Below are 14513 nucleotides of genomic sequence, written 5' to 3'. Positions count from 1 at the left end.
CGCCAGTCACTCCCCGTCGTGGGGTCCGGGCACGGTGCCGTGGATCGGCTCGCCGAGGACGTCGGCTTCCGAGGGGATCTGCACGGCTTGCGGATCGCCGGGCGAAACCACCAGGGGCACAGGGGCCGGTGGCGTTTTCAGTCTCGGCCTGCCCGAAGCGGTGGACGGCAGCTGGTCGCCGGCGTCGGGGACGAGTTGGAGCAGGGTGGAGAAGTCGACGACTTGGGCGCCCAGCGTCTGCGTGGCGACGATGACGCCGTTGGTGTACATCCGGTAGGTGCCTGCCCGTTGCGGGAGCAGCATTTCCGGGCCGATCGGCTCGCCCACCACACTGTTCGGGCCGCCGATGCGGCGGTATTCGGTATCGATCACCGACTCGCCTGCCAGCGCTTCGATGGTCAGATCGGGCTGGGGCTCGGGAAGCCTTGGAGCAGGGGCAGTTTCGACGAGTTCGTCGGGAGCGGGGCCGACTTCGAAGGTTTCGATGTCGGCGGGCCTGCCGCCGTCGGGGGCCGCGGAGTATTCCGAGCGCAGGATCTGCCCGTCGCGCAGCAGGACGGTGCCGGTGGTGGCGGCGACGGCGTCGGTGGTGCGCGAATCCTCTTTCACCGTCCCGGGATACGCCTGGCAGTCGGTGGTGTCGCAGGTCTGCGCGTAGGCGTAGCGGCTCTCGGCCAGCGCGTAGGAACGGGCCGCGATCGCTTGTGCGCGTAGGGCTTCGAAGGCACCCTGGTCGGCCCAGTTGGCTTGCATTTCCGCGGGGAGCACGCCCGCGAGGTAGTCGTCGAGGTCGACGCGGTTGACGGTGCGGTAGGACTCGCCGTCCAGCGCCACCCCGAGCGCGCCTCGGTAGCCGGTGCCGCCGCACAGGGTCAGGTGTTCGTCGGCCGGTCGGCCCGCGCCGGCACCGAGCGGGTAGACGAACGGATCGTCAGTTGCGTCCTGCCACAACACTTCTCCGTCGCAGCCCTGGGTGACGACCACGTTCGCGCCGCCGTCGGGGAGCGGGGTGAGGTGGGCCGCTTCGCCGGGGCCGATGGTGCGGCCCGCGACGTGCGCGCCCGCGGCCGCGAAGGTGTCGAGGGTGGCGTCGTCTTGCGCTTGGAGTCGGACGCCGATCGTGGTGGGCCCGATTTGCCCGAGATCCGCTCCGGGGTAGTAGTGCCCGAGAATGTCCTCCGCCGACCAGCCCGCTTGCGCGTTCTCGAAGGCGCCGACCTGGCTCATGCCGCGGCCGTGTCCCGCGCCGACGGTGGGCGTGATCTGACCCGGCAGGATCTGCCACAGTCCGATCGCCCCGGTCAGCGCCAGGACAGTGCCGCTGACCAGCACCGGAAGTGGCACGGTCTTGACGATCGGCACGGTCCGGCGGCGGGTGTTGCGGTTGGTCTCGGTCTTGGCTCTCATCATGCGCTCCCACGGGTTTCGCGGTTCTACCGGCGGAACTCGCGTCGGCATGTCGTCGTCGCCGGGCGGGATCCGAGGGCTACATTCGAGCAATCACATAAGTCTCGAGTAAAGGTTGAGATGTGTGACGTATGTTAACTAGTGTGATGTGTGAGGTTAGAGGAAGCAAGCATCACATGCACTGAATGCCTGACTCGAATTCGTTCGCGGCCCGCCTCGACCTGGACTGCCAGAGGCTGCGACGAGGCAGTACTCGCGGAAGCGGAAGGTCGAGGCCCACGGAGCCGCGAACACGCGGCACCAGCCGCCGGAAAACGCCTGCTCGACCCTGATAGGAGTCGCACGTGCGATACCGAAAGCCGAAACGTTCCCTAGTGCTCCCGGTGGTCACGATCCTCGCTGTCGGCGCTCCGATCGGCGCGTTCGCCCTCAGCGATTCCACCGACTACCGCAGCGCGAACGATTCCCAGCTCGCGGCCGTGCCGACGCAGTTGGCCGAGGTCGCGCTCACCTCCGTCCCCGACATCACCATCCCGCTGCGCGACCTGACAGGGCTTGACCTACCGGACCTGCACTTGTCGGACCTGCGCATGTTGCAGCTGCCGAACTCGATCCCGATCCCGCCGGGATTGCCGGTGCCCCCGGGCGTGGCGCTGCCCACGGAGATCCCGCTGCCGCAACTACCGACGAAGCCGCAGCCGACCCCGCAGCCCGCACCGGGCGCGGCGGCACCCGGCGCACCCGCGGCACCCAACGCTGCCGCTCCGCCCGCGCGTCCGCCGGTTCCGAGCACTGCGGTCCCGACGGCCCCAGCCCCGGCCCCGGCCCCGGCTCCGGCTCCGGCCCCAGCTCCCGCGCCGGCACCGGCACCGGCAGCACCCCAAGCTCAAGCCCCTGCTCCGGGCGCACCCATCCCAGCGCCAGCAGCTCCGGCCCCGGCCGCTCCGGCCCCCGCCGCGCCTGTCCCCGCAGCACCCGCCCCCGCCGCGCCTGCCCCCGCAGCACCGGCGCCGAGCGCTCCTGCCCCCGGACAGGACGCGGGAGCTCCGGGTGTCCAAGCAGCTCCACCGGCACCGGCGGCTCCCGTTCAGGCCGCACCGATCCCCGCCCCGTCACCCGCAGCCGCACCGATCTCCCAAACCCGCTCAGCGGGAGCACAATTCATCTCCATCCCCGAAAACCTGGAACCCGGCACCACCCCCGACACCCCCGCCCTCTCCCCGGGCGCAGTCGGCTCCGACGTCATCGACCAGGTCGGCGCACAGGTCAAAGAGCTCACCCAGGAAACCCCGTTCAGCATGGTCGCCGTCACCGCACGCGACCTCGCCAACACCACCACGAAACTGCGTGCGCGCCAGAAGGATGGCGTCTGGGGCCCCTGGTACGACGCCGATCCGGTCGACACCAGGGCCACCGATCACACCCCCGCCGACGCACCGACGGGCACCGAACCGATCTACGTCGGCGAGACCACCGCGGTGCAGATGTTGGTGACCCGCAAGCCCGCTTCCGGCCCCGATCACGACCCGGCGCATCTCACCGACGCCGCGCTCAAGGCCGTGCTGATCAACCCGGGTCGGGCCGCGATCGATGCCGCGCTCAACGATGTCGCCGCGGCGCTACCCGGTGGCGGTCCGAAGGTCATCACCCGCGCGCAGTGGGGTGCCGACGAGTCGATCCGCTGCCAGGAACCGACCTATGACGACGGTGTCGGCGGTGTGACCGTGCATCACACGGCCGGTCGCAACGACTACAGCCGCGCCGAATCGGCGGGCATCGTGCGAGCGATCTACGCGTATCACGCGGAAACGTTGGGCTGGTGCGACATCGGCTACAACGCGATGGTCGACCAGTACGGCCAGATCTTCGAGGGTCGCTACGGTGGCCTGGATCGGGCGGTGCAGGGCGCGCACGCCGGTGGTTTCAACGAGAACACCGTGGGCGTGGCGCTGATGGGCAATTACGAGACCGAGCAGCCCAGCAACGAGTCGGTCACCGCGATAGGCAAGTTCATCGGCTGGCGGTCGAAGCTGGCCGGGATCGACCCGCAGGGCGAGACCACGATGTATTCCGAGGGCACCGAGTTCACGTTCTACGAGCAGGACGAGGCGGTCGAGCTGCCGGTGGTGTTCGCGCACCGCGATGTCGGCAATACCGACTGCCCCGGCGACGCCGGTTACGCGATGATGGATCGAATCCGGGCGATCGCGGCGGGCAATTCCAGCACCTACACCTCGCCCGCGACGGCCTACCGTCCGCAGAGTCAGCAGGCCCGCGCGCCCCAGGGCAATATGGCCGAGCTGGGCGCCATGGTCGACAAGTTCCTCGGACTGTCCGGCGATAACGCCATCGCCAAGCACTGGGTGGCGAAGGGCGGGGTCGACGGACCGTTGGGCGCGCCGCAGTCGGATCTGATGTCGGCGGCGCAGGGCCGGCAGTACGCGAAGTTCGCCAACGGGTTCGTGTATGCGGGCGAGAACGGCGAGGTCTTCGAGGTGGTGGGTGCGATTCTGGATCGGTACCTGAGCTTGGGTGCGGATGCGGGCGTGCTCGGAGTGCCCACTGCCGGTTCGTATTCGGTGCCCAACGGGCTTCGCACGGATTTCCAGCACGGGTCGTTGGTGCTCAACGAGCTGACGGGGATCGTCACGACGTTCTGGAAGACGTACGACGAGACCTACAAGCAGGAAATGAACGATCCGAAGCTCACCGCGCCTACGTCGGAAGTGCCTGCCGTGGAACCGATTCCAGCGCAGCAGCCCGCCCCTGAACCCGCCCCGGCCGGTTGACCCCGGCCACGGCGAAGAACGGCCGGTGCACCCTCTTCAGAGGGGCACCGGCCGTTTTATGTCAGCTCCACCAACGTTCGAGAACCATCGCGACACCGTCGTCCACGTTGCTCCCCGTCACTTCGTCGGCCGCGGCGCGAGCCTCGGGATGCGCGTTGCCCATCGCCACTCCCAGTCCGGCCATGGTCAGCATCGGCACGTCGTTGGGCATGTCCCCGAACGCCACGATCGACGAATTCTCCACGCCGATCCGAGCGGCGACCTCGGCCAAACCGGACGCCTTGGTCACCTTCGGAACAGCCAGTTCGATCAGACCGCTCTCGGTGGAGTAGGTGATCTCGGCCCGGTCGCCGATCAGCGGCGCCAGCACCGCGCGCATGTCGGAACTGCGCGCCGAGCTGAGGCGGATCAGCATTTTGATCGCCGGTGAGTCGATGACTTCGGCGTGCGACACCACGGTGTCGTCGGGGTTGAGCCAGGCGTGTTCGTACGTGGGCGAGCTGACGAACTGCTGGGTCACGGCGTCGTGCGCGCTGGCGCCGACCCGCTCGGTGGCCAGACCGCAGCCGGGTAGGGCGTGTTCGGCCAGGTCAGCGAGCCAGCTCAGGGTGTCCACGTCGAGGGTGTGGCTGGCCAGGACCCGGTCGGTGGCGCTGTCGTAGATCACCGCGCCGTTGCCGCAGACCGCCAGCGGCGCGTACCCGAGTTCGCTGACCACCGGTTCGATCCAGCGTGGTGGTCGGCCGGTGGCGAGCACGAAGGTGGCGCCGTCGGCCACCAGAGCTTCGACGGCGGCCTTGGTGCGCGGAGACACCTTGTCGGAGTCGTCGATCAGCGTGCCGTCGACGTCGCTGGCCACCAGCCGTGGTTTCGGGTGCAGGTGCGTCATCCAACTATCCTGCCGCACGTCACCACACACCGACGCCTGACTGTCCCTATGATCAGGGCCTGATTACCCGATCCAGAGGGGACTGATGACCGGCTTCCTGTTGCGACGCACAGTCAATTACGTTGTGCTGCTGCTGCTGGCATCTTTTTTGACGTTCAGCCTCGCCTCGCTCACGTTCAACCCGCTCGAGAGCCTCGAGCAGCGCAATCCGCGACCGCCGCAGTCGGTGATCGACGCCAAGGCCGAGCAGTTGCATCTGAACGAGCCGATCCCGCAGCGCTATCTCACCTGGCTGGGCAGCGTCGCGCACGGCGACTTCGGGACCACCCTTGCTGGGCAGCCGGTGAGCGAGGAGCTGGGCCGACGGGTGGCGGTGAGTCTGCGGCTGCTGATTCTCGGGTCGATCATCGGCACCGTGCTCGGCGTGCTGATCGGTGCGGCGGGCGCGATCCGGCAGTACAAGTTCAGTGACTATTTCTCGACGGTGCTGTCACTGCTGATCATCTCGACGCCGATCTTCCTGCTCGCGACATTGTTGAAATACGGTGCACTGCAGATCAATACGATGACCGGTTCGCAGATCTTCCTCTACACCGGCGAGACCTCGGCCACCCAGATCACCGGCTTCTGGAACCAAATGGTCGACCGCGCACAACATTTGGTGTTGCCGACCCTGGCGCTGGCGCTGGGCGGCATGGCCGGTTACAGCCGCTACCAACGCAACGCCATGCTCGACGTGCTGCAGAGCGACTTCATCCGAACCGCGAGAGCCAAAGGCCTGTCCCGCAATCGGGCGCTGTACAAACACGGCTTGCGCACCGCGCTGATCCCGATGGCCACCCTGTTCGCCTACAGCCTGGGCGGCCTGATCACCGGCGCCACCTTCGTGGAGAAGATCTTCGGCTGGCACGGTGTGGGCGAGTGGCTGATCGATGCGATCAACGCCCAGGACCTCTACGTGGTGGTCACGGTGACCGCGTTCGCCGGCCTGGTCGTGTTGGTGTCGGGCCTGCTGTCCGATGTCGTGCTGGCCCTGCTCGACCCGAGGGTGCGTGTGTCGTGACCGAGACCGAACTCCTCGTCGTCGGCGCTCCCGAGGTGGCAGCTGCCGGCCGCCGCAGACTGGTGTGGCGTCGTTTTCTGCGTAACAAGCCCGCCGTGGTCGGCGCGGTGATCCTGGTGCTGCTGCTGGTGGCCAGTTTCGCGCTGCCGCCGCTGCTGCCGTGGGACTACCAGCAGATGGACTACAAGGCGCTGCTGAAACCGCCGAGTCTCGAGCACCCGTTCGGCACCACCCAGATCGGCCAGGACGTGCTCGCGCAGACGATGCGCGGGCTGCAGAAGTCGCTGATCATCGGTTTCTGCGTGGCGTTCTTCTCCAGCATCATCGCCGCGACAGCGGGCGCGGTGGCCGGGCTGCTGGGCGGGTGGACCGACCGCGCGATCATGTGGCTGGTCGACCTGTTGCTGGTGGTGCCCGCGTTCATGATCATCGCGCTGTTCGCGCCGCGCACCAAGGGTTCGGGGTCGATCGTGATCCTGATCGTGTTGCTGAGCGTGTTCGGTTGGATGATCGCCGCGCGCATCATCCGCGGCCTCACGTTGAGCCTGCGCGATCGCGAATTCGTCCGTGCCGCACGGTATATGGGCGCACCGACCCGCACGGTGATCATCAGTCACATCGTGCCCAACATCGCCTCGATCCTGATCATCGACACCACCCTGGCCGTCGGCGCGGCCATCAGCGCCGAAACCGGTTTGAGCTTCCTGGGTTTCGGTGTGCAGCCGCCGGACGTTTCGCTGGGTTCGCTGATCGCGGCGGGCACCAAATCCGCACTCACCTACCCGTGGTTGTTCCTGTTCGCCGGTGGCCTGCTGATCACGATTGTGTTGTGCGCCAACCTCGTTGGCGACGGTCTGCGTGATGCCTTCGATCCCGGTGCCCGTGGTGCGCGCAAGGATCGCAAGAAGGTCGTCGAGCGCAAGGACCAGGCGCAGGTGGAGTTGAAGAAAGCCGAGAAGCGATGACCGTGTCGACCGCGCCCCTGCTCGAGGTCACCGACCTGCGGGTGTCGTTCCCCGGCGAAGAAGGCCGGGTGGAGGCCGTGCGCGGGGTGAACTACACCGTCGCCGACGGCGAGGTGCTGGCCATTGTCGGCGAGTCCGGTTCGGGCAAGTCGGTGTCCTCGCTGGCGGTGATCGGCCTGCTGCCCGACCAGGCGCGGGTGCAGGGGTCGGTGCGCCTGCGCGGGCGTGAACTGCTGGGTCTGGGCGACAAGCAGATGTCGAAGCTGCGCGGTTCGTCGATCAGCATGGTCTTCCAGGACCCGCTGTCCGCACTGACCCCGGTCTATCGTGTCGGCGACCAAGTCGCGGAAGCTCTTCTGGCACACGGGAAGATGAGTCGCAAGGAAGCGGGCGAACGGGCGATCGAGCTGCTGGAACTCGTCGGCATCGCCGATGCGCGGGCCCGATCGCGGGCGTTCCCGCACGAGTTCTCCGGCGGGATGCGCCAGCGGGTGGTGATCGCCATGGCCATCGCCAACGATCCCGCCCTGATCATCTGCGACGAGCCCACCACCGCCCTCGACGTGACCGTGCAGGCCCAAATCCTGGCGCTGCTGCGCAAGGCCCGTGACATCACCGGTGCGGGCGTGGTCATGATCACCCACGACATGGGCATCGCGGCCACTGTCGCCGATCGGGTCGCGGTGATGTACGCGGGCAAGATCGTCGAAACCGCTCCTGTCGCAGAACTTTTCGCCGCTCCACGGATGCCGTACACGGTCGGCCTGCTCGGCTCCATCCCCCGCATGGACGGCCCGCCACGCACCCCGCTGATCCCCATCCTCGGCGCCCCACCGGCCATGCACGCGCTGCCGCCCGGCTGCTCGTTCGCGCCGCGCTGCCCGGTCGCCATCGACGACTGCACCGCCGCCGAACCGCCTTTGGAAAAGGTGAGCCCCGGCCATTCCGTGGCCTGCATCCGCACCGCCGAGGTCGGCACCGAGCAGCTGTTCGCGGCCTACCGCAAGGAGATCCCGACACCAGCGCACCCCGACCGGACCGACGAGAACGTAGTCCTTCGCGTCACCGACCTGGTCAAAACCTTCCCACTGACCTCGGGTGTGCTGTTGCGTCGCCGCACCGGCGAGGTCCGCGCGGTCGACGGCATCAGCTTCTCCGTACGCGCCGGCCGCACGCTGGCATTGGTCGGCGAATCCGGGTCGGGCAAGTCGACCACCCTGTCGCAGATCATGGACCTGGTCGCGCCGCAGTCCGGCAGCATCGAAGTGCTCGGCAACGACGTGGCCACCCTCACCAAACCGCGCATCCGCGAGATCCGCCGCAAGATGCAGATCGTCTTCCAGGACCCCAGCGCATCACTGGACCCACGCCTACCGATCTTCGACGTGCTCGCCGAACCGCTGCGCATCGACGGACGGTCCCGCGAAGAAGTCAACCGACGAGTACCAGAGTTGTTGCGGCAGGTCGGATTACAGCCCGAACACGCCGACCGCTACCCCTCGGACTTCTCCGGCGGACAGAAACAACGCATCAGCATCGCCCGCGCACTCGCACTGGATCCGCAACTGCTGGTCCTCGACGAACCCGTGTCGTCGCTGGACGTTTCGATCCAGGCCGGCGTACTCAACCTGCTCCGCGACCTACAGGCTTCACACGGCCTTTCCTACCTGTTCGTCTCCCACGACCTGTCGGTGGTGCGCAACCTCGCCCACGACATCGCGGTGATGTTGCAGGGCAAGATCGTCGAATCCGGCCCGGCGGAACAGATTTTCGCCGATCCTCAGCACGAATACACCCGCTCGCTGATCGCCGCCGTCCCGGAACCGGTGGTCAGCGGCTGAACGTCGGTCCGGCCGAAAACAGGAGGCACCATGAGAACCCGTCGAGTACGAGCAGGTACGCGATTGCGTTGTGCCGCAGTGATGTTGACCGCCGGGTTGCTCGTGGCGGGGTGTGGCGGCGGTGACGAGCAGGCGACCGGACTCAGCGATGCGATCGGTGCCACCAGCGACATCAACCCCACCCCGACCGACGCGCTGCGCGAAGGCGGCAACCTGCGCCTGGCGACCACCGACTACCCCGCCAACTGGAACGTGCTGTCCAACGACGGCAACAACGGGGAGATCGGCGAAATCGTGCGCACGATGCTGCCGCGTTCCTACAAGATCGACGCGGCGGGAGAGCTCAGCGTCGACACCGACTACTTCACCGATATCAGCCTGACCAGCACCGATCCCATGCGGGTGACCTACACGATCAACCCGAAGGCGGTCTGGTCGGACGGTTCGCCCATCACCTGGGAAGACCTCGCCGCGCAAGCGCACGCACTGAGCGGGCGCGACAAGAGCTACCTGATCGCCATCACCAACGGCTTCGAATTCGTCGACAAGGTCGAACGCGGCACCGACGACCGGCAGGCGGTGCTGTCGTTCAGCAAGCCCTACGCCGACTGGCGCGGTCAGTTCTCCGGCAACTCCACCCTCTACCCGAAGTCGGTGACCGGCACGCCCGAGGCGTTCAACACCAGCCTCGCCGACGCGATCAGCCTCACCGCCGGGCCGTTCATCGTCAGCGCGACCGATCGCGGTCAGGGTCGAATCACGTTGGGGCGCAACCCGAAATGGTGGGGCGCGAAGCCGGTTCTGGACACCATCACCTACAGCGTGCTCGACCGCACGTCGTGGGTGGCGGCGCTGCAGAACAACGAGATCGATCTGGTCCGTCTGTCGACCATCGACGACGTCAAGACCGTGCGCGGTACCGAAGGACTGGTCGTGCGCCGGGCGCCGGGTAATCGCTGGCGCCACATCACTTTCAACGGCGCACCCGGTTCCATTCTCGAGGATCCTGCTGTGCGCGTGGCTGTTTCGAAGGCGATCGATCGTCAGGGTATCGCGAACGCCATCCAGAACGGCCTGGTCGAGAACCCGCAACCCTTGAACAACCACGTCTTCGTGCAGGGCCAAAAGGGTTACCAGGACAACAGTCTCGGCTTCGACCCCACCGCCGCCGCGAAGGAACTCGATGCACTCGGCTGGAAGCTCACCGGCGACGTCCGCGAAAAGGACGGCCGCAAACTCGTCATCCGCGACGTGATGTACAACGACCCCATCTGGGTCCAGGTCGCCCAGATCATCCAACAGAACCTGGCAGCGATCGGCGTGAGCCTGACCATCGACACCAAGCCCGCCGCAGGCCTGTTCACCGATGTCATCCAACCCGGCGACTTCGACGCCGCCCAATACGTCTACCAGGGCGACCCCTTCCCCCTCAGCAGCATCCGCCAGATCTACTACTACGACCCCACCGACCTCCAATCCAACTACGGCCGCATCGGCTCCCCCGAACTCAACGCCCTCATCGAACGCACCCTCTCCGAACTGAACCCCGAGAAGTCCATCGACCTGGCCAACCAGGTGGATCGGAAGGTATTCGAGGAAGGACATTCGCTGCCTTTGACGCAGGACGCGGGCAATTTCGGTGCGCGCACGACACTGGCCAACATCGGCTCGCCCGGTTTGGCAACGTATGACTACACCAAGATCGGCTTCGTGAAGTAACCCACGCAGCGAACTGAAGAAAGGAGCGGTCCATGCGGATACGTTCATTGACCACCCGTTTGGCAATTCCGCTGGCTCTTGTCAGCTTGGTCGCGGCCGGGTGCAGTGCCGACGACAGCAGCCCTGGAGAAGGCCATGCCGCACTCGGCACCACCAACGACATCAACCCGAAGGATGTCAGCGAACTGCGCGACGGGGGCAATCTGCGGTTGGCTCTCACTTCGCTGCCGGAAAACTGGAATGGCCTGCACTCCGACGGTAACGACGGCGATACCGGTTCACTGCTGCGACCGGTGATGCCGCGCGCATTCAAAACCAATGCCGCAGCGGAACTGACGGTCAACAACGACTACTTCACCGATGTCGCCCTGACCAGTACCGAACCGCAGCAGGTGACGTACACGATCAATCCCAAGGCGGTCTGGTCGGATGGAACGCCGCTGACATGGGAGGATATTCAGTCCCAGGCCAACGCGCTCAGTGGCAGGGACAAGGCCTTCCTGATCGCCGGCAACAGCGGCTTCGACCGGGTCGAAAAGGTCGAACGCGGTGTCGATGACAAGCAAGCGATCATCACCTTCAAGGCGCACTACGCCGATTGGCGCGGCCAGTTCGCGGGCAACTCGGTTCTTTTCCCCAAATCCGCCACGGCGACGCCGGAGGCATTCAACAACGGTCAGGTCGATGCTCTCGGCGCGTCCTCCGGGCCTTTCATCGTCCAGTCTGTCGACCGCGGGCAGGGCCGGGTCGTGCTCGGCCGCAATCCGAAGTGGTGGGGTGCTACGCCGAAGCTGGACACTATGACGTTCAGCGTGCTCGACAGCTCGGCGTTCGTTCCGGCGTTGCTGAACAACGAGATCGACGCGGTCGGTGTGGCCAGCCGAGACGAGCTGAAATCGGCTCAGAGCACGCCTGGCGTCGCAATTCGCCGGGCACCCGGTAACAGCTGGGGTCACTTCACCTTCAACGGCGCGCCCGGCTCACTACTCGCCGATCAGGGTGTGCGCGTAGCGATTTCGAAGGCGATCGATCGACAGGGCATCGTCAACGCGATGCAGACGGGGCTGGTCCAGGACCCCCAGCCGCTGAACAATCACGTCTATCTGCGCGGCCAGGACGGCTACCAGGACAACAGCCTCGGTTTCGATCCGACGGCCGCGGCGAACGAGCTCGATGCCCTCGGCTGGAAGCTCAACGGCGACGTTCGCGAAAAGGACGGGCGCAAGCTGGAGATCCGCGACGTCATGTACAACGACCCGAGCAACATCCAGATCGCCCAGATCATCCAGCAGAATCTCGCGCAGATCGGCGTCAAGCTGAACATCGAGACCAAGCCGGGCGCCGGACTGTTCTCCGATGTCCTCCAGCCGGGCAATTTCGATGTAGGCCAGTGGTTCTGGGGCGGCGACCCGTTCCCGCTCAGCAGTCTCACCCAGATCTACGGCTACAACCCGGACGATATCCAGGGCAACTACGGTCGCATCGGGTCACCCGAGATCAACGATCTCATCGAGCAGGCCGTCTCCGAACTGGATCCGGCGAAGGCCAAGGAGCTGGCCAACCAGATCGACCGGAAGATCTTCGAAGAGGGCCATTCGCTGCCGCTGTTCCAGTCTCCGGGCAACGTCGCCGTGCGTGACAATCTCGCCAACTTCGGCGCGACCGGCCTGGCCTCCTACGACTACACCAAGATCGGCTTCGTGAAGTGAGCCGGGAAGCCTTCCTGAAGTGACCATCACCCCGGCGCGCGCACTCACCTACCCGCTGCTCGTCACCAGCGGCACCCTCGCGGTCATTGCCGCGTGGGTGCCGTTCGCCGACATCGATCAGTTGAGTGCGCTCGTCGTGGTCGCTCTCGCCGTACTCGCCTACACCGCTTATCAGTTGGGTCTGGCGTTCGGTCTGTTCCCGACCGGATTGGTCGCGACCGGCACCGTTCGCGGGAAACGAGTTCGGCAGCAGTATCGGCTGGTCAGTCGTTCGTGGCTGGAGATCAGCAGCGGTGATCGGGTGGTGTGGCAGCCGGTTTTCTATGATCCGGAGTTATCCACATTCGTCCCCACGAATCTGGAACTGACCGGCCGTTCCATCCTCGACGGCAGCACCCGCTTCTATCCGTCGGGGCGTGTCCGCACCACCGAACCCGCGGGCAAACTCATCGACAACCCCTCCCGACCCACCACCCCACCCGGGTATGGCATCGCCCGCCGCCTGATCCTCGACGTCCAGCCGGCGATCGGCGCACCCCTGGTCGGCCTGCTCTGGGTCTACGTCATGCACGGCGGTCTCGGCGCGTTCGTCGCGTCCACCACGGTCGCCGCCGCCGCGTTCACCTGGCTGTCCGCCATCCGCGGCTCCGACCCCAGCTGAGACCCGTTCGGACAGTTGATCACCAGGCTCTGAGGGATTTTTCTTCTCGCTTGGGCTCAAGGGGTCAATGCAACAGTCTCTATCGAGACAGGAAATGTTGCATGGCAGCAGTACCAGCCACCCGGACAATCGTTGCCCAGTTCTGGCAAGGAATCAGTGCCGGCATGTCGACCCCTGCCGCCGCGGCAGCGGCGGGGGTAGCGAACTCGACCGGACTTCGGTGGATAGCAAACACTGGCGGAGTGAAACCACGCTTGCCCGACCCTGACCTGCCACCCGGTCCGCGACCGAGGTTGAGCCTGCACGAACGAGAAGAGATCGCGATCGGTGTCGCTGCCGGTGCATCGATCAACGCCATCGCCCGCGGGTTGGGTCGAGCGCCGTCGACGATCTACCGCGAGATCCGCCGCAACGGACCCAAAACCACGACCACCGCGACGGGCCCGGCCCGGTATCGACGCCATCACCGCTTCGGTGCACCGCCCGGCGGGATCGCCGGAGGCACCGCCTACCGGGCGTTACGCGCACAAAAGCGCAACGACCTGCGTGCCCGCCGCCCCAAGCCCGGCAAACTCGCCCTCAACACACGGTTGCACGACCAGGTCGCAGCCCGGTTGACTCAACTGCACAGCCCAGTCCAGATCGCTGGAGCATTGGCAGTGGAGTTCGCCCACGACCCGGAGATGCGCGTGTCCCACGAAACGATCTACAAAGCCCTCTACCTGCAAGGACGCGGCGGACTGAAACGTGAACTCGTGACCTGCCTACGCACCGGACGAGCGCTACGCAAACCCCGACGCAACCCCGAAACCGGTCGTGGTGGGCACCGGATCACCGGCATGGTCAATATCAGCGAACGTCCCGCCGAGGCCGATGACCGGGCCGTGCCCGGGCACTGGGAAGGCGATCTGATCATCGGCGCTGACCACGCCTCAGCGATCGGCACGATCGTCGAACGCCGATCCGGGTACGTGATCCTGCTCCACCTACCCGATGATCACACTGCGGAATCAGTTGCCGCGCAGACGATTATGAAGATGAACAGGTTCCCGGCGATGCTACGTCGGACGTTGACCTGGGACCAGGGCTCGGAAATGGCCGGACACGCGAAGATCACCACGGCCACCGACATCGACGTCTACTTCTGCGACCCACACTCACCCTGGCAGCGCGGGACCAACGAAAACACCAATGGTCTTCTGCGCCAGTACTTCCCGAAAGGCACCGATCTGTCGGTATTTCCCGACCATTACCTTGACTACGTCGCTGCCGAGCTCAACACCCGCCCCCGCAAACGCCATGGCTTCCGAACCCCGGCCTATGTCCTGGATGAGATACTCGCCCAGGACATGGCTGTTGCATCCACCGACTGAATCCACCTCGGCCGATGTTTGCGTGAAAGCCTGGTGATCGACCGTCCAGGTCTGGCATCAGGCCCACAAGCCCGGTTCGCATCTGTTGCGAGCCGGG

General features: G+C 66.1%; 10 protein-coding genes. 8 read left to right on the top strand and 2 right to left on the bottom strand.

The window, feature by feature from the left end; all coding sequences use genetic code 11:
* Positions 1 to 6: 6 nt before the first annotated feature.
* On the bottom strand, positions 7 to 1407 hold the full coding sequence (locus tag ACFWVD_RS23515; RefSeq protein ID WP_379246169.1) for a SpoIID/LytB domain-containing protein: 1401 nt from the start codon (positions 1405 to 1407) through the stop codon (positions 7 to 9).
* 344 nt (positions 1408 to 1751) lie between these two features.
* Between ACFWVD_RS23515 and ACFWVD_RS23510 the strand changes: the two genes are divergently transcribed.
* Positions 1752 to 4196 (top strand): N-acetylmuramoyl-L-alanine amidase, encoded by a 2445-nt coding sequence (locus tag ACFWVD_RS23510; RefSeq protein WP_379246167.1) that lies wholly within the window; start codon positions 1752 to 1754, stop codon positions 4194 to 4196.
* Positions 4197 to 4257: 61 nt separating this feature from the next.
* Here ACFWVD_RS23510 and ACFWVD_RS23505 read toward each other — a convergent pair whose 3' ends face one another.
* Positions 4258 to 5085 carry an HAD family hydrolase gene (locus ACFWVD_RS23505; protein ID WP_379246165.1) on the bottom strand — a complete coding sequence of 276 codons (828 nt, stop codon included), beginning with the start codon at positions 5083 to 5085 and terminating at the stop codon, positions 4258 to 4260.
* Between the two features lie 85 nt (positions 5086 to 5170).
* Between ACFWVD_RS23505 and ACFWVD_RS23500 the strand changes: the two genes are divergently transcribed.
* From ACFWVD_RS23500 to ACFWVD_RS23470, 7 genes are all read left to right on the top strand, one after another.
* Complete coding sequence (locus tag ACFWVD_RS23500; protein ID WP_379246163.1) at positions 5171 to 6148, top strand: ABC transporter permease; 978 nt, start codon at positions 5171 to 5173, stop codon at positions 6146 to 6148.
* The gene (locus ACFWVD_RS23495; RefSeq protein WP_379246161.1) at positions 6145 to 7113 is read left to right on the top strand and encodes an ABC transporter permease; all 969 of its coding nucleotides are present in this window, start codon (positions 6145 to 6147) and stop codon (positions 7111 to 7113) included. The genes ACFWVD_RS23500 and ACFWVD_RS23495 overlap by 4 nt, the downstream gene beginning before the upstream one ends.
* Complete coding sequence (locus ACFWVD_RS23490) at positions 7110 to 8954, top strand: ABC transporter ATP-binding protein (RefSeq protein ID WP_379246159.1); 1845 nt, start codon at positions 7110 to 7112, stop codon at positions 8952 to 8954. The genes ACFWVD_RS23495 and ACFWVD_RS23490 overlap by 4 nt, the downstream gene beginning before the upstream one ends.
* A 30-nt stretch (positions 8955 to 8984) precedes the next feature.
* Positions 8985 to 10673 carry an ABC transporter family substrate-binding protein gene (locus tag ACFWVD_RS23485; RefSeq protein ID WP_379246157.1) on the top strand — a complete coding sequence of 563 codons (1689 nt, stop codon included), beginning with the start codon at positions 8985 to 8987 and terminating at the stop codon, positions 10671 to 10673.
* Positions 10674 to 10705: 32 nt separating this feature from the next.
* Positions 10706 to 12382, top strand: a complete 1677-nt coding sequence (locus ACFWVD_RS23480; protein WP_379246155.1) for an ABC transporter family substrate-binding protein — start codon at positions 10706 to 10708, stop codon at positions 12380 to 12382.
* Between the two features lie 19 nt (positions 12383 to 12401).
* Entirely contained in the window at positions 12402 to 13043 is a 642-nt protein-coding gene (locus ACFWVD_RS23475) for a hypothetical protein (protein ID WP_379246153.1), read from the top strand.
* Between the two features lie 254 nt (positions 13044 to 13297).
* On the top strand, positions 13298 to 14416 hold the full coding sequence (locus tag ACFWVD_RS23470; protein ID WP_379246355.1) for an IS30 family transposase: 1119 nt from the start codon (positions 13298 to 13300) through the stop codon (positions 14414 to 14416).
* The last annotated feature ends 97 nt before the right edge of the window (positions 14417 to 14513 follow it).

This window comes from Nocardia sp. NPDC058666, assembly GCF_042714895.1.
In the GTDB taxonomy this organism is placed as follows: domain Bacteria; phylum Actinomycetota; class Actinomycetes; order Mycobacteriales; family Mycobacteriaceae; genus Nocardia.
Note: the sequence above shows the minus strand (reverse complement) of the source record. Positions and strands in the feature narration are given on the sequence as shown.

Excerpts from the sequence above, each read along its gene's own strand:
- ACFWVD_RS23515 (WP_379246169.1), bottom strand. The coding sequence starts at position 1,407 with ATGAGAGCCAAGACCGAGACCAACCGCAACACCCGCCGCCGGACCGTG.
- ACFWVD_RS23505 (WP_379246165.1), bottom strand. The coding sequence starts at position 5,085 with ATGACGCACCTGCACCCGAAACCACGGCTGGTGGCCAGCGACGTCGAC.
- ACFWVD_RS23500 (WP_379246163.1), top strand. The coding sequence starts at position 5,171 with ATGACCGGCTTCCTGTTGCGACGCACAGTCAATTACGTTGTGCTGCTG.
- ACFWVD_RS23490 (WP_379246159.1), top strand. The coding sequence starts at position 7,110 with ATGACCGTGTCGACCGCGCCCCTGCTCGAGGTCACCGACCTGCGGGTG.
- ACFWVD_RS23485 (WP_379246157.1), top strand. The coding sequence starts at position 8,985 with ATGAGAACCCGTCGAGTACGAGCAGGTACGCGATTGCGTTGTGCCGCA.
- ACFWVD_RS23480 (WP_379246155.1), top strand. The coding sequence starts at position 10,706 with ATGCGGATACGTTCATTGACCACCCGTTTGGCAATTCCGCTGGCTCTT.